The organism is Sphingobacterium sp. G1-14, from assembly GCF_002196555.1.
GTDB lineage: Bacteria > Bacteroidota > Bacteroidia > Sphingobacteriales > Sphingobacteriaceae > Sphingobacterium > Sphingobacterium siyangense.
The window spans coordinates 1,753,081-1,774,405 of sequence record NZ_CP021381.1; the positions used below are offsets into that span (position 1 = coordinate 1,753,081).

14 protein-coding genes are annotated in these 21,325 nt (G+C 39.5%); 6 read left to right on the forward strand and 8 right to left on the reverse strand.

Features of this window, described 5'->3' with window-relative positions; translation table 11 throughout:
• Nucleotides 1–2: 2 nt before the first annotated feature.
• The 5 genes from CBM24_RS07285 to CBM24_RS07305 all read right to left on the reverse strand — a co-directional run bounded on the left by CBM24_RS07285 (nt 3) and on the right by CBM24_RS07305 (nt 6,164).
• The gene (locus CBM24_RS07285; protein WP_088160699.1) at nt 3–1,361 is read right to left on the reverse strand and encodes a S41 family peptidase; all 1,359 of its coding nucleotides are present in this window, start codon (nt 1,359–1,361) and stop codon (nt 3–5) included.
• 206 nt (nt 1,362–1,567) lie between these two features.
• Nucleotides 1,568–2,893, reverse strand: coding sequence for an OmpA family protein (locus tag CBM24_RS07290; RefSeq protein WP_088160700.1), 1,326 nt, complete (start codon nt 2,891–2,893; stop codon nt 1,568–1,570).
• Between the two features lie 144 nt (nt 2,894–3,037).
• On the reverse strand, nt 3,038–4,372 hold the full coding sequence (locus CBM24_RS07295) for an OmpA family protein (protein ID WP_075991683.1): 1,335 nt from the start codon (nt 4,370–4,372) through the stop codon (nt 3,038–3,040).
• Nucleotides 4,373–4,462: 90 nt separating this feature from the next.
• Entirely contained in the window at nt 4,463–5,305 is an 843-nt protein-coding gene (locus tag CBM24_RS07300) for a universal stress protein (RefSeq protein ID WP_088160701.1), read from the reverse strand.
• A gap of 10 nt (nt 5,306–5,315) precedes the next feature.
• Complete coding sequence (locus tag CBM24_RS07305; RefSeq protein ID WP_088160702.1) at nt 5,316–6,164, reverse strand: universal stress protein; 849 nt, start codon at nt 6,162–6,164, stop codon at nt 5,316–5,318.
• Between the two features lie 422 nt (nt 6,165–6,586).
• Here CBM24_RS07305 and alaS point away from each other — a divergent pair, with 422 nt between their 5' ends.
• The 6 genes from alaS (at nt 6,587) to CBM24_RS07335 (ending at nt 15,380) form a co-directional block, all read left to right on the forward strand.
• Nucleotides 6,587–9,202 (forward strand): alanine--tRNA ligase, encoded by a 2,616-nt coding sequence (gene alaS, locus CBM24_RS07310; RefSeq protein WP_088160703.1) that lies wholly within the window; start codon nt 6,587–6,589, stop codon nt 9,200–9,202.
• Between the two features lie 232 nt (nt 9,203–9,434).
• Nucleotides 9,435–10,535 carry a TlpA family protein disulfide reductase gene (locus tag CBM24_RS07315; RefSeq protein ID WP_088160704.1) on the forward strand — a complete coding sequence of 367 codons (1,101 nt, stop codon included), beginning with the start codon at nt 9,435–9,437 and terminating at the stop codon, nt 10,533–10,535.
• Between the two features lie 103 nt (nt 10,536–10,638).
• Nucleotides 10,639–11,334: a response regulator transcription factor gene (locus CBM24_RS07320; protein WP_088160705.1), complete on the forward strand. Its 696-nt coding sequence runs from the start codon at nt 10,639–10,641 to the stop codon at nt 11,332–11,334.
• Nucleotides 11,335–11,572: 238 nt separating this feature from the next.
• Nucleotides 11,573–12,910, forward strand: coding sequence for a dihydroorotase (locus tag CBM24_RS07325; protein ID WP_088160706.1), 1,338 nt, complete (start codon nt 11,573–11,575; stop codon nt 12,908–12,910).
• A 9-nt stretch (nt 12,911–12,919) separates the two neighbouring features.
• On the forward strand, nt 12,920–13,975 hold the full coding sequence (locus CBM24_RS07330) for an LD-carboxypeptidase (RefSeq protein WP_088160707.1): 1,056 nt from the start codon (nt 12,920–12,922) through the stop codon (nt 13,973–13,975).
• A gap of 1 nt (nt 13,976) precedes the next feature.
• The gene (locus CBM24_RS07335; protein ID WP_088160708.1) at nt 13,977–15,380 is read left to right on the forward strand and encodes a M14 family zinc carboxypeptidase; all 1,404 of its coding nucleotides are present in this window, start codon (nt 13,977–13,979) and stop codon (nt 15,378–15,380) included.
• A 73-nt stretch (nt 15,381–15,453) separates the two neighbouring features.
• Here the strand turns inward: CBM24_RS07335 and CBM24_RS07340 are convergent, their stop codons facing one another.
• From CBM24_RS07340 to CBM24_RS07350, 3 genes are all read right to left on the reverse strand, one after another.
• Nucleotides 15,454–16,923, reverse strand: coding sequence for a RagB/SusD family nutrient uptake outer membrane protein (locus CBM24_RS07340; RefSeq protein ID WP_088160709.1), 1,470 nt, complete (start codon nt 16,921–16,923; stop codon nt 15,454–15,456).
• Between the two features lie 17 nt (nt 16,924–16,940).
• Nucleotides 16,941–20,147 carry a SusC/RagA family TonB-linked outer membrane protein gene (locus CBM24_RS07345; RefSeq protein WP_088160710.1) on the reverse strand — a complete coding sequence of 1,069 codons (3,207 nt, stop codon included), beginning with the start codon at nt 20,145–20,147 and terminating at the stop codon, nt 16,941–16,943.
• Between the two features lie 122 nt (nt 20,148–20,269).
• Complete coding sequence (locus tag CBM24_RS07350; protein WP_088160711.1) at nt 20,270–21,325, reverse strand: dipeptide epimerase; 1,056 nt, start codon at nt 21,323–21,325, stop codon at nt 20,270–20,272.

A 21,325-nucleotide genomic window follows, 5' to 3' on the forward strand; every position in this document is an offset into this window, starting at 1 on the left:
AATTATTTTTCGGTCTTATCCTCTGTACTCACTTCGATAGGTATTACCTGATAAGTACTTCCTCTATATTTGGGGGATAAAATGTTCGTCTTTTCTGTTGTATTGATAGTGCCCTTGACTCTGGTGTTTTTATCACGAATTGTTCGTAACACTTCCCGGATCAATGGATCTCTGGTGTCACCTATTGGGGGTAAAGGTAAAAAGGCAAATTCGTCGATCTTGATAGAAGGAGTAATTCCGTTGCTATAATCTCCTTGTCCCATTTTATTGTATATTTTATAGATCATGGGAATCAAATGCCAAGCACGTTCAGTGCCATGAATTTCCTCAGGTGTAGATAGTGTGGTCGATGCCATATCTTTTCCATAGGTTTTATCGCCAACCTGTACAACCTGTACATAGGGATGTAATCCATTAATTAACATTTCGGACGCAGATGCCGTGTTTGGCCCTGTGAGTATAAAAATTCTTTTTAAATGTAAACCTTGTTTTAGAACATCTTTTGCTGAAAATGAATAGCCATCGGGCTGACCTTGCAGTGCTGCTGCGAAGCTGTCTTCTCTATTTTTGATATTTTTGTTGCCTTGGTATTTGGCAAAAATGTCGTTTTCCTTGATGTCTGCCAATAAGAGTGCGCAAAATGAGGCGAAAGCAACCTGTCCACCGGGGTTATAACGTAAATCGACAATAAGTTCTTGTACCTGTTGGGACTTGAAATTTTGGACCGCTTCCAATAATGAATATGCCCCACTAAAGTCAAATTGACTTAAAAATATATAGCCTACCGTGGGGGAGGAGGAGATGAGTTTAGCGGTATAGAGGACAGGCTGGGAAATATAGGAAGAAGGCAGATGAAAGATTTTGCCATCGTTTCGCGTCAAATGCATTGCCGGTAAAATCAAGGATTTGCTTAGTAGCGATTTCAGGTTGCTCTGGTCGATAGGCTCGTTGTTGATGTGGCTTATGCTGTCTCCCCTTTTGAGTCCTATTAAATCTCCTTCGCTGAAGGGAACAATCTGGGTGATCAGTTGGATGGTTTTACCTGTTGTTTGGAGTTGTACCATATCGAACCCAAAAGTATTTGTTAGCGTATTTCCATAGGTATCACTATTTAGGGTTTGTAAGATAGTGGAAAAATGATCTTCGGGGTATAGGATATGTTTGAAAAATAAATCTGGACTTTGTTGGTAATCTTGGGTTGATCCAATTTTATAATTCCAGTAGTAGTAGCGTTTCATTTGGTCTAATGTCCACTGGTTGATGGTTTCATTTGAGCCGGGTTCGTGAAGTGGTGGATCCTTTTCACAAGAGGAAAAGATCAACGAAAAGAAAGCCAACACAAGAGCATGGGGTCTACGCATTTTTTAAATTTTGCTTTATTAAAAATACGTGTTATGCTGTTTGTTTGGAAGTTATCTTTTTGTTGCTCAAATGTTTATTTACTTTAAATAGGGGGATCTTTTTACGTTTACCTTATCAAAGAATAAGATTTCGATAAGAAAAGGAGTAATAAAAAAGGCATCACTTCACGTGATGCCTTTGGCTTGTATAAATCAAAGAATATCGATTAATAAAGCGTGAACTCTACGCGACGGTTTTGTTGACGACCATCAGCGGTTTTGTTTGATGCGATCGGTTGGTCAGGGCCATAACCTGTCGCTTCAATACGTGATGCATTAGCACCTTGAGATACTAAATAAGCTTTTACCGATTCAGCGCGTTCTTTTGATAAACGCATGTTCAATTCACGGGAACCTGTATTATCGGTGTGACCAGCTAGTTTTAAGCTAAAATTTTTCTCGATTAACAGTTCGGCTACTTTATTTAATGTCGCGTATGACGTAGGACGTATGGTTGCTTTTCCTAAATCGAATTCCAGGTTTTTGATTGCGTCAGCAACAACTTTTCGGTCAGCCTCTGTTACAACAACCTTCTCAACCACTCTTGTTTCGTTTTTAACAACAATTGGACATCCTGCACCGTCTACCTGAACACCTGAAGGTGTGCCTGGGCATTTGTCATATTTGTTAGCTACACCATCACCATCATCATCTTTCAGGTCACTGTTTAGGCCATCCAATTGATTTTGTAGTGCTTGGTTTTTAGCATTTAAAGCATCATTTTGTGCTTTAAGATCATCATATTTCAATGTGTAGTCGTTAACTAAGGTCGCTACTGGATTTGAATTGTTCAAAGCCGGTTTGCTACCATTACCCAATGCAAATTCTAAACCACCATGGATGTAAGTAAACAAGTCATTCTTATATTGACCACCTTGAATACCGTCAAAGTTTTGGTTAACCCAATTTAACTGATAACCCAACTCGAAGTTGATCCCTTTGGCAACAGCAAATTTAAGTCCCATGTCCAATGGTACGTAAATTTTGGAAATGCCATCCGATTCTTGGGAAGTTGTTCCTGTCGTCAACGTAGTTTTGCTGTTCATCACACCAACACCTATTGATGCATAAGGTTTGATGAAACTGTTAAAGAATCTCCAATTGGTATTTGCTGCTTGGAACTCTCCAGATAATGCAGCGGACCAAGGTGTTTTAGCTTCAAAAGATTGCGTTCCATCTTTAAATGCGCCACCTGTTTTACCGCCAAAGTAGCTTGCTTTAATGCCAAAAGAAGGAGATATTTGTTTCTTGATATAAGCACTGTAACCCAGGTTCCATGCCAAATCCTCATAATCTGCACGGTTAAAACCAGCAATATTGGTTTGGTTAGTCACCCCTGCACCGATACCAATAGACCATGTTCTGTATTGCGTAACCGGACCAAATGGTGTTGTTCCTTCAATGGATGATCCCTTCGCATTTTGGGCAATTGCATTATTGGTAAATAAGCCCGCTGATGCTAGAGCAAGTACTAATTGTAATTTTAGTTTCATATAATTTGTGTTTGTATAAACTGATGCAAAAGTAATAAGTTAAAAATTAAATTCACTATAGGTTTGTAGTTGAAATATGATATTTGGTAAATAAAAAGGTGTTTCTGTTAAAAACACCTTTTTATTAGTGTAATTTGTTAGTTATTAATAAAGTGTAAATTCAACACGGCGATTCTGTTGACGACCCGCTGCGTTTTTATTGGATGCAATCGGTTGGTCTGGACCATATCCAGTTGCTTCGATGCGCGACGCGTTAGCACCCTGAGATACTAAATATGCTTTTACAGACTCTGCACGCTCTTTAGATAAACGCATATTTAATTCACGTGAACCTGTATTGTCGGTGTGACCTGCGAGTTTTAAACTAAAATTCTTCTCGATCAATAATGCAGCAACTTTATTCAATGTTGCATACGAAGTGGAGCGAATCGTTGCTTTACCTAAATCGAATTCTAAGTTTTTGATCGCTTCAGCAACAACTTTTCGATCGGCTTCGGTAACGACTACTTTTTCAACAACTTTGGTTTCGTTTTTCACAACAATTGGACAACCTGATCCGTCAACCTGAACACCTGAAGGTGTGCCCGGACATTTATCATATTTGTTGGCAACACCGTCACCGTCGTCATCTTTTAGATCATTGTTTAGACCGTCCAATTGACCTTGCAAAGCTTGGTTTTTAGCATTCAATGCATCATTTTGAGCTTTTAGATCATCGTATTTTACTGTATAGTCATTCACAAGGGTTGCGACAGGATTTGAATTATTCAATGCAGGTTTGCTGCTGCTGCCCAATGCGAATTCTAAGCCGGCATGTGCGTAAGTAAATAAGTCATTTTTATATTGTTGATCAACTGTTCTGTTGTCAAATCTTTGGTTTGCCCAATTCAATTGGTATCCCAATTCAAAGTTAATACCTTTGGCAACAGCGAATTTCAAACCAAAATCTGCGGGAACATAGATCTTAGAATAAGAATCTCCATATTCACCTTTGTTACCACCAGCGATTGCAGCAGTTTCAGCATTCATTACCCCAACACCAATCGATGCATAAGGTTTAATAAAACTGTTGAAAAATCTCCAATTCGTGTTGGCTGCTAAAAACTCACCAGATAAGGCAACTGACCAAGGAGTTTTGGTTTCGAATCCAGTTTGCTTGTCGCTGTTATCATAACCAGCTGTCTTTCCGCCAAAATAAGTTGCTTTTAATCCGAATGATGGCGAGATTTGTTTCTTGATATAAGCACTATATCCTAAATTCCAGTCTAGTTTGTCATAACCACCATTGTTAAACTTGGCGATATTCTGCAAGCTTGTTACACCGGCTCCTACACCGATAGACCAGGTTCTATATTGTGTTGCCGAACCTAATGGAGTTGTGCCTTCGATTGATGCTTCTTTTGTGCTTTGCGCAAAGGATGCGGTGGATAAAATTCCTGCCGCAACAAGTAATCCTGATTTTTTAAGGCTAATTTTCATAATGCGTGTTTGTAAAATTATCTACTATAATACTGTTGTTAAATTAACTCACTGAACACTCTTGCAATAAATTTGCCAAAAATTATTTGGTTACTCTACACGCCCAAAAAAGTTTGGCACCTCAATTTCAAAAGCCAGATGCTTAACAATATTTTCTGTAAAAATGTTTTGGAAAAAAGTTTTTCTGCTTTTTGTGATCAAAATAACATCGATATCTTCATCCCGGATAATGGTATGGATACCGTTAGCAATATTCTCTCGTGAACCTGCAAAATAACTTGGCGACTTGATGATATAGGAAATATCCTCGATACCAGTTTCAGCAATGATCTGTTCAATCCAATTTTTAAGTTTTTCTCCTAATATATTGATATCTAGGTTGTTTTTGTTGATGTGGATAAGCTGTAAATGGAAATTTTTTCCATACAATGGTATCGCTTGTTTAAGCACTTCAAGTTCACCGGGTTTGAAATTTGTCAATAGAGCGATGTTGTCATTTTTGAATTTTGTCACGTTTTTCGGGATGGCTAGAACAGGGATCTTCGACTCTTTAATGACATCATATGTATTGCTTCCAATCAATACAGATTCAAGTCCGGTCACTCCTTTTGTACCCATAATCACCGTTTGATAGACCTCTTTTATCTCTTGTTTATCCAGTGTTTCAGCCAAAATACCGTTGGCAAATAAGGTAGAAATTTTAAGCGAAGGATATTCCTGTAGAAGTTCGGCTACAAGTTTTTCCATCTGATGGCGAGCTTCTCCCTCGGTGGGGTCTACTAAATGCTTCGCATTTGCAAATTTGTTGATATGCGAAGTGAACGAATGAAAGAGTGTAATCTCATCATTTGTTGTCGTCGCGATTTGAGCTGCATAAAATGCGGCAACTCGTGCGTTTTCGGAATAATCTACTGGTATTAATAGTTTAGACATGGCTATAAGGTTATGCTTTAGTAAAAAATATTGGAACTAAGGGATGACTAAATAATGCTTTTGCAACGGAACGCGTAAAAACACGTTCAAAGAACGATTTCCTCGATCGTGTCACCAGTAATATTTTGATCTTTTCCTCATGGATCATCTCATTAATCACTTCCGGAACCGTATCTAAGTCCTCAATGTCGCCTTGTATTGAATCCACTTCTATAGCAATATTGGTCACACCAATATATTTTTTGATCTTATATTTCCATACTTCAAGCTTGTCTTCGATTCTGTTTTCTGATGAATGATCGTAGTGAACATGCATAAGTTTTAGTTCAAAGTCTTTGCCGATAATGTTGACAAAATCCTGCACGGTCTGTACCTCTTCTTCTTTAAAATTAGACAGTAAGCCAACTTTGTCAATAGGTGTAAAGGACGCTTCAGTTGGGATGGCCAAGACAGGTATTTTGGCTTTTTTGCTAATGACATAGGTCGTGCTGCCAATAAGTTGGCTGTCGTCATTGGTGATGCCTTTAGTCCCCATGATGACAAAATCGAATCGACTAGGAGTGGCGAGCTCCGGTAGTGTTTCAGTAATCATACCGCGCTCACATTGGGTGGTTATTTCAAGCGTAGGATGCTTTAATTTTATTGATTCTGCCAGATTTTTAATAAGGATATCAGCTTTGAATGTTTGGGAAGTTGCCTCGTTACGGCTATTTTCTTCCTCAAATACAGCAGAAGCCGAAGTATAATTGTGGTAAAGATGGATAGAATACCCCTTTTCGAGGGCAAGGTCCACTGCGTAATTTACAGCATTATTAGAATGAGCCGAAAAATCTACCGGTAGTAGAATGTTTTTTTTCATTAGAAGGAATTTAATCTACAAAATCTAATCTTATTTATTTTGCATTTAGGGAATGTGCGTGAAAGTGTACTGGATTCCCTATTTTACTATCAAATGTAATAAAACAAATGTAATTGTGAATGACCTTAAGTCAAATAGTTTTTGTTGTTTTACGTATTGAATTTGACGCGCTTTAGACAAATATGAATAACGAATAACAGTTTTAAAATGTTGTATTTAATATCAGTTTGTGATTTCTGTCATATCTAAAATAAGTGTACCCTAATTGTCTGTATGTTATCTCCTGATTTTTTTGTTTGAAAAGTCAATATTGAAGTTTTGGTCGTTTAGAGAAAACAGTCGTTTCAAGGTCAATATATGGAATTCTACATTGCATAACCTACCAATTTTGAGTAAGTTTGCACATATTTTTAGATAATTAAATGACAAGTAGAGAAATTCGTCAAGCCTTTCTGGACTTTTTTAAAAGTAAAGGGCATCAGATAGTACCTTCAGCACCAGTAGTGGTAAAAAATGACCCGACATTAATGTTTACCAATGCGGGGATGAATCAATTCAAAGATTTGTTTCTTGGTGAAGCACCCATCAAATTCCCGCGTGTTGCCGATACGCAACGTTGTTTGCGTGTTTCCGGAAAGCACAATGATTTGGAAGAAGTAGGGATCGATACCTACCACCATACGTTGTTTGAGATGTTGGGAAATTGGAGCTTTGGTGATTACTTTAAGAAAGAAGCTATTGCTTGGGCTTGGGAGCTGTTGACAGAAGTATATAAATTAGACAAAGATCGTTTATATGTAACTATTTTTGAGGGGGATGCAAAAGAAGGCTTAGAACGTGATATGGAAGCTTTCGATTTCTGGAAAGAATGGATTGGTGAAGATAGAATTCTCCTTGGTAACAAAAAAGATAATTTCTGGGAAATGGGCGAGACAGGGCCTTGTGGACCTTGTTCCGAAATCCATTTCGATATGCGTAGTCCGGAAGAGCGCGTACAGACTTCAGGGCAGAGTTTGGTCAACGCAGACCACCCTCAAGTAATTGAGATCTGGAACCTTGTCTTCATGCAATTTAATCGGTTGAAAGATGGTTCACTTCAGTCGTTACCAGCTAAACATGTGGATACGGGAATGGGCTTTGAGCGTTTGGTGCGATGTATACAGGGGAAGACCTCCAATTATGATACAGATGTATTTACGCCTACCATTGATTTTATTGCTGAGAAGTCAGGTATAAAATACGGTATAGATGAAAAGTCTGATATTGCCATGCGGGTAGTGTCTGATCATATTCGTGCGGTTAGTTTTGCAATTTCCGATGGTCAACTGCCATCCAACAATAAAGCTGGCTACGTGATCCGTCGTATTTTACGTCGTGCAGTACGTTATGCGTATACATTTTTAGGCTTTAAGACTCCTTTTATCAATGAACTTGTACCTGTATTGGCAGCTCAGTTCGCCGGAGTATTTGACGAATTGATCCAGCAGCAGGATTTTGTACAGAAAGTAATCTTGGAAGAAGAGGTTTCATTCTTAAGAACGTTGTCTACGGGCGTCCAACGTTTTGAAAATTATGTGGAGGACCACACCGTAATTAATGGGGATTTTGCTTTTGAATTATACGATACTTATGGATTCCCGATCGATTTGACGGAATTGCTAGCGCGCGAAAAAGGTTTAACAGTTGATATGGAAGGTTTCAACCAGGCACTTCAAATTCAGAAAGATCGTTCTCGTGCTGCCACTGCTATAGATACGGGTGATTGGGTTGTGGTAAATGATGATGATGGATTTGAATTTGTAGGCTATGATACGTTAACTGCCGTTACTGAAGTTATTAAATACCGTAAAGTTGTTGCGAAAAATAAAGAGCAATTCCAATTGGTGCTTTCTGTTAGTCCTTTTTATGCCGAAGGTGGTGGCCAAGTAGGCGACTCTGGAGAATTGGTTTCCGAAGAAACTGGAGAAAAGATTTATATCACAGATACGAAAAAGGAAAACGGTCTATTTGTACATTTTACAAACAAATTGCCGCTGGAATTGAAAGGAACATTTGTTGCGCAGGTCGATAAAACCAAAAGAATCGATACTGAAAACAATCACTCCGCAACACATTTGCTGCATGCTGCCCTGAAGCAGGTGTTGGGAAGTCACGTGAATCAAAAGGGATCATTGGTCAACGCAGATATTTTGCGCTTTGATATCTCTCATTTTGCAAAAATGACTGAAGAAGAGGTCAAACAGGTGGAAGATATTGTCAATGCCAAAATTCGTGAAAATATTCCATTGAAGGAGGAACGAAATGTACCTTATCAACAAGCATTGGATTCGGGCGTAACAGCACTATTTGGTGAGAAGTATGGCGATTTTGTTCGTGTAATCACCTTCGAAGATCAATATTCTAAAGAATTGTGCGGTGGTACACATGTTAAAGCAACGGGGCAAATAGGTTTTTTCAAAATTGTTTCTGAATCTGCTGTAGCAGCTGGTGTACGTCGTATAGAAGCGATCACTGGAACTCGCTCTGCAGCTGTTATCCGCGAGCATTTCGAATTGGTTCACCACCTGAAAGAGCTCATGAATAATCCGAAAGATTTTGTTTCTGCACTGGGTAAAATCATCGATGAGAATGGTGCTTTGAAAAAAGAGGTAGAGAAAAGTATTACAGAAAAATCCTTAGCGTTAAAGTCAGATCTGGAAGCAAAGATCCAGCAGGTCGGCGAGATTAATTTCTTGTCCACAATCGTCGATCTACCGAGTGCAGAGGCGGTGAAAACCTTGGCTTATGCGGTAAAGGGGGCTGTTAATAACTTGTTCCTGGTGATCGGTGCTGAATTTGATGGTAAGCCAAGTTTGACCGTTGTCATATCAGACGAATTGGCCAAAGAAAAAGGGTTGAACGCAAGTAATATTGTGCGTGATTTGGCTAAGGATATCCAAGGTGGCGGCGGTGGTCAGCCGTTCTTCGCAACAGCTGGAGGTAAGAACCCAGCCGGATTAAAAGGTGCAATTGAGCGAGCAATAGATTTCTTGAAATAAATTTTAGGGGTAGTTGAACAGGCTACTTAGCTGAACTAGGATGTAAATAGATGATTTTATTTCCTAAATATACAATACGAAACCATCAGATTTATTCGACTTCTTCCTTGGAAGATCCGAATAAATCTGATCGTTTTCACGATTCTTTAAGCTGCGATATGTAGCGTGAATCAAACAGAGCAAAGCCATTTGCGTAATTGGGAATAGGTACTTAACAAATAAAAATAAACGGATGAAAAAGGCAGTTTTTTTAGCAGTAGTAGGGATCGTTGGTTTGATGATGGGTTGCCAAAATAAAGAACAGTTTACCATCGCTGGAAATGTCGAAAATCCTGGCAATATCAAAGTTATTTCATTGTATGAAGGTGATACCAAGCTGGATTCTATGTTTTTTGGCGATAATAACAAATTTCAGTTTGTACGACCTGCTAGCCAATCCAGATTGTTGTCTTTGCGTGTCGGTAAAAATCGGTACGATTTAATTGCTTCTCCGGGGGAGACAATTACATTTAAGACAGATTTGCATAAAGATGTAAATGATTACCAGGTTGATGGTTCTGAATTGTCAAAGACTATACAGCCTTTTGCCAAAGAGCGAAATTATCGCGATTATCTACAGGACTCATTGCAGACGGTGTTTTCAAAGCTAACGGCCAATTCCACAGCAGCTGAGATCGAAAAGATTCGTGCTGAATATAAATCAAAGTTTGCAGAAGAATTGCGTGCATATACAAAAAAAGCAGTCGATTTCTCGAATAAGCACAATGATCTTGCAGGTTTTTATGCAATCTCTACCTTAGATCCTGAAGTAGCCGAAAATGAAATCATTACCTATGCAGATAAAATAAAAAATGAATTTACGGAGAACAGATATGTAACACAGTTTAAAGAGGAGACCCAAAAACTGAAAAAAATGGCAATTGGGCAACCTGCTCCTGAGTTGACTTCTTTTACACCTTCAAACAAAGAAGTTAAATTATCGAGTTTTAAAGGGAAATATACTTTGGTGGATTTTTGGGCTTCATGGTGTATGCCCTGTCGCCAGGAAAACCCTAATCTCGTTAGGTTGTACAATACCTATCATGGTAAAGGCTTTGATATACTCTCCGTTTCATTTGATGATAATCCTGGTTCCTGGATGCGTGCTATCGAAGATGACAAGTTAACTTGGACACATGTGTCAGATTTGAAGGCTTGGAGCTCACCGGTTGTCATTGATTACCGTGTTAAAGCCTTGCCTACCTCATACATTCTCGATCCGAACGGCATTATTATAGCAAAGAACTTGCGTGGAGAGGAACTGGAGGCATTTTTGAAGAAAACAATTAAGTAATCAATGTGTTATTGTTAAATATTATATTACTTAATAATTTGGTAACATTAGATTAACTGATTGTTATCATTTTGTTTATAATTTAGCAAAAAAAATAAGACAAATGAGTTCTTCGAAACAAAAGATTTTAATTGTTGATGACGAAAAAGATATCTTGGATTTAATTGCATTCAACTTAAATCGTGAAGGTTATCAGGTCTCTACAGCGCAAAATGGAGAAGAGGCAATCAACGTTGCTAAACAAGTAAATCCGGACCTTATCATTTTGGATGTGATGATGCCAAAGATGGACGGAATTGAAGCTTGTCGCATCATGCGCGCAATGCCTGAATTCAAAAGTACATTCATGGTATTTTTGACTGCAAGAAGTGAAGAGTATTCGGAGATCGCAGGATTTCATGTCGGTGCAGACGACTATATAGCAAAGCCAATTAAGCCGCGTGCTTTAATGAGTCGTATAAACGCTATTTTAAGAAGAAATACTTCTGAAGAGTCAGATGCCACTGTTCAAGATAAGATTGAAATTGCCGATTTGGTCATTGATCGAGATTCTTTCTTAGTTTACAAAGGGGAACAAAAGATTGTTCTTGCAAAGAAAGAGTTTGAGTTATTGTATCTATTGGCTTCAAAACCAAACAAGGTGTTTACGCGTGAGCAGATCTTAAAGAGCATTTGGGAAGATTCTGTTGTTGTAACCAATCGAACAATTGATGTTCACATTCGCAAGTTGCGCGAAAAGATAGGTGATGATTATGTAACCACCGTAAAAGGAGTAGGATACAAATTCGATAAAGAATAAAAAGAGAGGCTAGGGCCTCTTTTTTTTTGCGATTAACTTTCCGGAGTTTAGATTTAATGCGATTCGTCTTGCGCCAAATCTCGACAAATACGAGTAGGATATTTCAAATTTGACATAGGAGGAAGGAGAGAATTTAAGGAGAAATTTGTCCTCCATATAGGCAACTCTTTATCGAGATAACTTGATATCACCACAACAAATCTTTACTTTTGACCTAAAGCAAAGTAAAAATTTCAACATGTCATCTATTCTTATAAAATCTGCGCAACTTGTCAATGAAGGTAAAGTTGAGGTTGCTGACGTATATATCAGCAATGGTCGAATCGAAATGATTGCTCAGGAAATTAATCATCCTGCTGATCAGGAAATAAATGCTGAGGGGCTACACTTGCTACCTGGACTTATTGATGACCAGGTTCACTTTAGAGAACCCGGTTTAACTTATAAAGCGGATATATGGCATGAGAGCCGTGCCGCAGTTGCCGGTGGGACAACCTCCTTTATGGAAATGCCTAACACTGTTCCTAATACGTTGACCCAACAATTGCTTCAAGATAAATATGATATTGCAGCAAAAAATGCGCTGGCCAATTATTCATTCTTTATGGGGGCAGCTAATGATAATCTTGAGGAGGTACTTAAAACGAATCCAAGAAATGTCTGTGGTATAAAAGTTTTTATGGGCTCCTCTACTGGCAATATGCTGGTTGATAATGAAAAAGCGTTGGAAGGTATTTTTGCGAATGCTCCGACCTTGGTGGCTACGCACTGTGAAGATGAGGCAACGATAAAGGCGAATTTGGCCCTATTTAAGGAAAAATATGGTGAGGATGGATTAAAAATTGAGATGCATCCATTGATTCGTTCTGAGGAAGCTTGTTATTTGTCTTCGTCGAAAGCTGTCGAACTGGCAAAAAAGCACAATACACGCTTGCATATCCTTCATATTTCAACCGCCAAAGAAATTGCATTATTTAATAATGATATTCCGCTAAAGGATAAAAAAATAACGGCTGAAGCCTGTATTCATCACCTTTGGTTTTCGGATCAGGATTATGCCTCAAAAGGTAATTTTATCAAATGGAACCCAGCGGTAAAAACTGCCAATGATCGCGATCAGATTTTAAAAGCTGTACTGGATGGACATATCGATGTGATAGCGACTGATCACGCTCCGCATACAATTGAGGAGAAATCTCAACCCTATACTTCAGCACCAAGTGGAGGGCCTCTTGTACAACATGCGTTGCAAGCCTTGTTAGATATGGTCAAAGCAGGAAAAATGACCCTGGAACAATTAGTGCAAAAATCTGCACACAATACGGCTACATTGTTTCAAATCGAAGATAGAGGATACATTCGTGAGGGATATTGGGCGGATCTTGTGTTGGTCGATCTCAATAAACCTTATACGGTATCGAAAGCGAATATCCTGTCGAAATGTGGCTGGTCACCATTTGAGGGGCACACGTTTAGTTCAACGATTGAACATACTCTCGTATCAGGTAAACTTGCTTTCTCCAACGGACAACTTATTGAAAGGGGTGTTGGTGAACGTCTGTTGTTCAACCGATAGTATTTAGCAATGGAAAAAAGAGCCTTTCTAAAATCGATTGCTTTAAGCGTGTTGTCTATTCCTGTACTGGGAATGGGGCAGCCAACCAGAGATAGAGACGAATTGTACGGTCAGGCTGTTTTGCTTGCAACGAGGTTAAAATTGGGGGATACCATAGGTTTAATAACGCCCGCAGGTGTATTGGATGATGAAGAATCAATTAGTATTGCACGTGAGATATTTGAGACCTTAGGTTTTAAAGTAAAAGAAGGTAAACATATACGCAGCCGCTACGGTAATTTGGCCGGTACAGATCAGGAGCGTATTGCAGACATTCATGATATGTTTGCAGACAAGACCGTCAAAGCGATTGTTTGCATCAGAGGAGGTTCGGGTACATCACGTCTTTTAGATCGATTAGATTACAGACTGATCGCCAATAACCCCAAAATTTTATTGGGATATTCAGATATAACAGCATTAATTTTGGCATTATATGCCAAGACAGGGCTTGTAACGTTTCATGGTGCAGTGGGTATCAGTACCTGGACTAAGAAGCTTGCAGAGGCTTTCAATGCCCAATTTGTAGCCAATCAGCCAGCAATATTTGAAAACCCCAAGTCCAAAGGTGATAGCATTGTGCAGACCAAAGACCGAATTGCCACAATTCATCCTGGTATAGTAGATGGGGTATTGCTGGGTGGAAATATGACCGTGTTGACCGGCTTATGTGGTTCACCTTATCTGCCAGATTTTAACGATAAAATTCTTTTTCTTGAAGAGGTCGACGAAGATATGGAACGTGTTGACCGTATGTTCTGTCAATTGAAAAATGCTGGTGTACTGGGGGCGATTAAGGGTTTTATTTTTGGCAAGTGCACCAATTGTAAACCATCTGGTGGCTATGGATCCGTAACACTTGACCAATTGTTCAATGATTATATCAAACCGTTAAAAATACCCGCTTATACAGGGGCTGTCGTTGGACATATTGCCGAACAGTTTATTTTGCCCGTAGGAGCAAAAGTCCGTGTAGATGCTTCGCAAGGAACGATTGCTTTAATGGAGCCTGCATTAAAAGATTAATATGAAATTAGTAAAAGTTGATTTCATCAAAGCCTTTTCTTTATATGAAGAAAAGGCTTTGATGCATAGAAGATTTAAACATGCTGATATTTTACCGTTATTAGAAAATATCCGGAGCTATGGACGTTTCACTGTAGCGGAAATTGGGAAGTCCACTGAAGATCGTTCGATCTTTCGACTACAATACGGACAAGGGCCAATCAAGATACTTTTATGGTCACAAATGCATGGTGATGAACCTACGGCGACAATGGCCCTGTTTGATCTATTTAATTTTTTCAACGGGAAAAATGATGATTTTGATGCCTTTAGAGATGACATCGCATCAAAAATGACCTTATATTTTATTCCGATGCTAAATCCTGATGGAACCGAAAGGTTTCAGCGTAGGACAGCCATGGATGTGGATATGAACAGAGATGCAAGGGCAGCAGCAACAGTGGAAGGAGCCTTATTGAAGGCGCAAGCCATGTTGCTAAAACCTGATTTTGCTTTTAACCTGCATAACCAAAACAATTACTACAACATTCCCGGAACAAATACGCCAGTGACAATTTCCTTATTGGCGCCTGCTTATGACTATGCGCGGAGTATCAATAAAACTCGGGGAGATGCGATGCGGGTGATTGTCGGAATAAACAAGATCCTTCAGGAATTTGTTCCAAATGCAGTGGCAAAATATGACGATGAGCATACACCGCGCGGTTTCGGTGATAATTTTCAAAAATGGGGCGCCAGGACGATTTTAATTGAATCAGGAGCTTATGTTGGTGATACCGAAAAAATGCTGGTCCGAAAATATAATTTCGTGGCTTTGTTAAAAGCATTTGAGGAAATTGCTGACCAATCCTTTAAACAGCATTCGATTACCGATTACGATGCAATTCCCTTCAATGATGAAAAGCTCCATGATGTGTTGCTGAGAAATTTGACCATTGAGCGGAGTGGAAAAACATTGCTTGTCGATGTTGCCATCCGGCAGAATGAAAAGACAATTGGATCAGACTATTACGTAGAGGGTATTGTTGAAGATATTGGCGATCTGCAAGATTTTTATGGTTATGTAGATATTGATGTTACAGGAATGGAGTTTGGCCCAGCCAAGATGTATATGGAGCTATTTGCTTCGTTGGCAGATTTAGATGATGCCGTCGTGATGGGATTACTTGAAAAAGGCTATGCCGCTGTTATGATTGAAAATGTGATCCCGGGAGAAGTTTTGCATAACCTTCCAATTCGTGTATTAACTAAAAAAGCTATAGAATTTTCACAACAATTAGCTCTCGGAGCTCAGGCGGATTTTTTCCTTCGGAAAGAAGGTAAGATCATTTACGCCGTAGTTAATGGTTGGGTGGTCGATTTGAAAAAACCAAGGCAACAGCAGTATAAAAATCAGATAAGTTAGGAATGCTTAATATAGCTCAAAAAAGAAAAAAGGTCACAGCATAGGCTGTGACCTTTTTTCTTTTTTGAGACTACTAGTAGCCGGTATTCTGTTGATTTGCTATAGCTGGGTTTGCATTCATCTCATCCAGTGAAATAGGAAGAATGGTTTTAAAGAAGGTTCTATCGATCGTTTTTTGTCTATTTGTTGTGCTTATATTTCCTAAATCGTCATCAAAAGTTATCGATTTGTTCCAGCGCATCATATCAAAGAAGCGATGACCTTCTCCAAGGAGCTCTTTGCTTCTCTCATCGGCAATCATATCTAAAGTAATCGTGCCTGAGGTCGCGACATCTAATTTTGGAGACCGTTGGCGTATTGCATTCAGGTAATTTGCTGCAAGGACCTTGTCAGGAGATGATTTTAGTAGAGCAGCTTCAGCAGCGATAAGATATACTTCGGACAAACGGATGACCTTAATATTGACAGCGGTACTATTTGCTGTTGAATTTTTATCACCGGCAAGCGTGGTGCTACCGCTATATTTATAAACCGCTCCTAAATGGGTGGTGCCGACTTCATCATACGCCATAACACCCCATCTGACATCTGTCTCGTCTTTCTTAAGTTTGGCCAAGAATGGATCTGCGGCTATAAAGTTTCCCAATATGGCTGTACTGCCATGTCCTTTTCTGCGGAACATCGCACCCAGTGGACTAGTCCCTGCATCAGCTTCATTCGGATAAACACCCAATTCTAGAATAGATTCAGTTCCAAACATACCTGTCCAGGATTTTACCCAGTTTTCATTGCTATACAATGTGTAGACTTTGGAGTCTATGACTTCCTGTGCTGATTTTAACGAGTTATCATAATCATTCATATAGAGGTACACACGAGCTTGCAGTGCTTTATTGGCGAAAAAACTGAAATATCCATCCGATTTGGATTTTGGCAATAAGCTTTCTGCATCCTTTAGATCCTGTACTATTTGTTTGTAGTTTTCCTCTACGGAGATACGTTTTTCCTGCGTACTATATTCGAGGACTTTTGTCACATTAGGAATACCAAGGGCAGATTTTTCCATGTTGTAGGGTTTGCCATACAACCTGACAAGATCAAAATTGATGAGGGCTCTTGCGGTCAATGCTTGTCCTTTATACGTATTAAAATTTTCTGTCGAACCGGCAGCGATTAGTTTATCGATATTTGTCAAAAGATTATTGATCTGCACGAGTGTATGAAACCCTTGTGTCCAGATGCCTGAATAGGGATTGGAAGAGGCCGAATGATTAAATACATAAAGATAGTCATAACCGCGGCCTTGGGATGCAATCGTAAAGTCACCCCCTTTGGCATCAGCATAGAGCGGGAAATTTCGTCCATAGTAGGCGACATTTGCCATTTTACTCATTAATCCATTCATAATAACCTTTGCGTCAGCAGCAGTTTGGATGGAGGTATTGGAGTCCCCCATATTGGTCGGTGTGACATCCAAAAAATTGCTACAAGAGCTGATTGCTAATGATATTGTTATGCACGAGGCAATAAAAAGCTTTTTCATAATACTGTTTTTTTTCGTTAAAAACTAAATTCAACACCGAAAGTGTAGGTTTTTGCCAATGGTGTTTCCCAGCCCCGCGTACCAAATTGGTTAACTTCTGGATCCATATACTTGTATTTCGAAACAGTCAATAAATTGCTTCCATTGAAAAATACCCTTGCATTGGAGATGCCAGCTCGTTTTAAAAATTCATTTGGTAATCTATAGCTCAACGAAATGTTCTTTAATCTAAGATATGACGCGTCAAACAGTTGTCTACTGCTGATCTGGTTCACATCTTCCAGATCTCTTCCGGTAACCATTGGGTAAGTTCCATCCGTATTTGAAGGTGACCAGCTATTTTCTGTAAAATAAGCGGCATGAATTCGTTCCCAATAATAGCCGTCATCGGCAACATCTTTGGATGTCGCATCATAAAGTTTGCCGCCAATTTTATAAGCAAAGTTCAATCCCAATGAAAAGTTTTTATAATCGATGTCAGAATTTATACCGCCATATAGTTTAGGATTAGCATTTCCGATGATGGTTTGTTTAGCTTTTTTGTAATCATAACTTGCAGCTTTTCCGTTAAAGATAAAATCGCCATCAGTACCATCGTTAGTATACCAGACATTTTTGCCATTGGTTTGATCGGTACCTGCCCATTCTAAACCAAAGAATGATAAAGACGATTCTCCTTCGCGATAAATAAATCGAGCTCTATCGTCTCCACCTGTGGGATCATACCAGACGATATCACGTCCACCATATAGTTTTGTAATCTTGGATTTGATGATTGCTGCATTTGCACTTAATGTCCATTTCCAATTTTCATTTTTAACAATATCTGAGCCCAGTTCAATCTCTATACCTTTATTGTTCATTTCGCCAACATTTCGCAATATGGAGCCGAAACCGGTAATTGTGGAGATCGGAACATTCTGTAAAAGATCCTTGGAGTCTCTGTTAAAATATTCAATTGTACCGAATAGTTTATTGTGGAACAGACCAAATTCCAAAGCGATGTTTGTGGAGTAATTTTTCTCCCAAGCTACGTCCGGATTGCCTAAATTATTAAGCCCACCACCTGGCTGCGTCATATATTTGTTGGAATAACTTGTTAAATTGCGCCAAGCAAAAAGATCCGTAGGTAATGTTCCATTTACCCCATAGGAACCTCTAATTCTTAGGTTATTGATTTCCTCGATCTGTTTAATAAAAGATTCCTTGGCTAAATTCCAGGAAGCTGCTAAAGACCAAAAGTTGCCCCAACGAGGGCCTGGTGCCAAGCGGGATGAACCGTCCCTTCTAAATGATGCCGAGGCAAAATAGCGTTCATCGTAGTTATATTCCGCCCGCGATAGTACAGACATCATATTATTGCCCCAAGAATAGGCCGACGCATCCAATATACCTGCAGTGGCGACTGTATGAAGTGATGAGGATGGTAAATCTTTACCTGTAGCACGGATAAAATCCGTCGTGTTTTTTTCAGCTTCGAAACCAGCTAATAATCCGATATTATGCAAGCCAAAGCTCTTGTTGTAATTGGCGGTTGTGGATGATACCAATTTTTCAATAGACGTAGACACCTCTGTGACTCGGCCATTGTCTGCCATACCGTTATAATGTTTAGCGCTATAATAGATATGATCTTTGACCTCGGTTCTGTCATAGGAGAAAATGGTCTTCAATGTAAGTTCAGGTAACAGCTTTAATGATAAAGATTCTATAGCTGATAATTTGCTTGTTTTCGAAGAGTTTTCCCATTCCTTGTTGTAATACAACGGATTATAAGCGAGACTACCATAACGTGCTGTATATTCGTTACCTGTTTTATAATCAGTTGGCCAATACATCTGCCATAATAAATTACTCGCTTGATACAGGTAATTTGTTCCTGTATTCCTGGTGTCATTCATCCCAATAAGCTTGTTTTTAGCGTAGTTGACGTTTGAACCAAATTCGAGATATTTCCCAATCTTTTGCGTTAAATTAATCCGACCATTGATTCTGTCGAAGTTATTCTCAATAATCCTGCTTTTGTCTTGCGTGTATCCTAAAGACGCATAGTAATTGGTTTTTTCTGTTGCTCCGCTTACCGAGATATCGTTGCTGTTGAATATCCCGGTTCTAAACAATGCTTTGTTCCAGTCATAATACTTACCATCTCGATTCTCTACACCATCTGTTTTTCCTGAGATATGTACATTTTCCCATTGTGAGGTTCCATCCGTGCTGAATTGATAGCCATGAATACCAAAACCATAAGAAGAAGTTGGTTTACCGTAATTTGCCGAATTTGGATTCCAGTCCAAAGAATTTAAGCGGAATAAGGTGTTTTTATTCGCCTGTTCAGCCGTTTGACCAGCTGCTATTCTAGAGTCGTATAAAACACTATAGAGCATATTGATTTGATCCTGTACCGAAGCAGGTTCATTATTTTTGGTTGCCCAGGAAGGACTAATGCCGATAGAGGACTTGACATTGATCTTTGGATCTCCGTTTTTCCCCTTTTTTGTGGTGATGATGATGACACCGTTTGCCGCGCGGGACCCATAAAGGGATGATGCGGCAGCATCCTTAAGCACAGAAATAGATTCGATATCGCTGGGATTTAATGTGCTCATAACGTTGTTAGTATTGACAATATAGTCGCCCATCTGTCCGACACTACCCGAAATGACTGGAACACCGTCAATGACATAGAGTGGCTCATTCGACGCGTTCATGGAGCCTATGCCTCGAATGCGTATAGCTGAAGTTGCACCTGCCTGACCAGATCCATTTGACATTTGCAGACCTGCAACGCGGCCAGTAAGCGCTTTTTCAAAAGAAGTGACAGGTTGTTTATCAATGGCATCTGATTTTACTTGTGCTGCCGAACCTGTATAGGTACTCTTTTTAGCCGTTCCATAGGCAATGACAATGACTTCGTCCAATGCCTGTTCATCACTGCTGAGTGAAATACTAATGGTTTTTCGGCCATTGACCTGAATTTCTTGTCGGCTATAACCTACGGCAGATATAGTTAATGTCGCATTGGCGTTTGTGTTTAAGGTAAACAGGCCATTTTCGTTTGTTGAGGTCCCTTGGCTAGCGCCTTTTACATTTATTGTAACTCCGCTAATTGGTTTTCCGTTGCTGTCCGTTATCTTACCAGCAATTTGGATCTGTTGTGCATATAAAGACTGCATCGAACTACAGGCTATGAGACACAACGTTGTGAGCACATGTTGTTTCATAAAAGTGTGAATTGATTAATTTAGTTGTTAATATTTTGGTGCTGTCGAGTGTTGGTCAAACTTGCGATAGCAATTCAGTGCAATCTTTTCTTTAAGAAAAAAACATTGCACTGAATATAGGGTTATTTTCTTACAATTCCAATTCCCGGACGGTCGGGGAGAAGGCAACTGCCATTTACCACGGTCATGCCGTCGTATATATCATTTCCAATTAATAAAGCACCGTCTAGATCTGCCCAGTCTGTTAATGGTGCAAGTTGTGCAGCTGCACTGATCGCGCAGGAAGTTTCGGTCATACAGCCGATCATAACTTTCATTTCCAAAGAACGAGCAAGTTCTGCCATTTGTTTAGCTTCACGCATGCCCGTGCATTTCATCAGTTTGATGTTGATTCCCGAGTATACACCCTTTAATGCAGGAACATCCACAAGGCGTTGGCATCCTTCATCGGCAATAGTAGGGATAGGACTATGCTCAGTAAGCCAGGCGTTGTCGTCAATCTGCTCCTTGGGCATCGGCTGTTCCAAGAAAGAAACATTTCTTTCTGCAAGCCAGTGTGCCATTTCCAAAGCCTCTTCACGCGTTTTCCAACCTTGATTGACATCGGCACACAAGGGACGATCGGTAACCTGACGGATGGTGTCTATGATCATTTTATCCGTATCAAGACCCAGTTTCACCTTTAAAATTTTAAACTGATCAGCTTCGGCGACTTTTTGGCGGATCATTTCTTCTGTATCGATTCCGATGGTGTAGGACGTCGGTGGGATAAGGTCAGGATTTAATCCCCATATCTTATAATAGGGTTGATTCATAATTTTACCAAGGATATCATGTAGGGCAATATCAATGGAGGCTTTTGCAGCCGTGTTTTTCAAAGCAAGCTGATCGATATAATGCAGGAGCTCTTCGGTTTGAAAAGGAGAGTTGAAGCCTGTCAGATCAATCTGATTGAGGAATGATAAGACACTTTCCTGCGATTCGCCTAGATAGGGTGGCATACTCGCTTCACCATAACCGATAATGCCATCATACTCTAGTTCGGTCAATACAACCGGTGTTGTGCTTCGGCTAAAGGAAGCTACTGTAAAGACATGGCGCAAAGTTAGCGTGTAAGGTCTAAATCTCAATTTAAAGGCCCCAAAATCTTTACTGATCCATTCAGATTGATTGCTCAT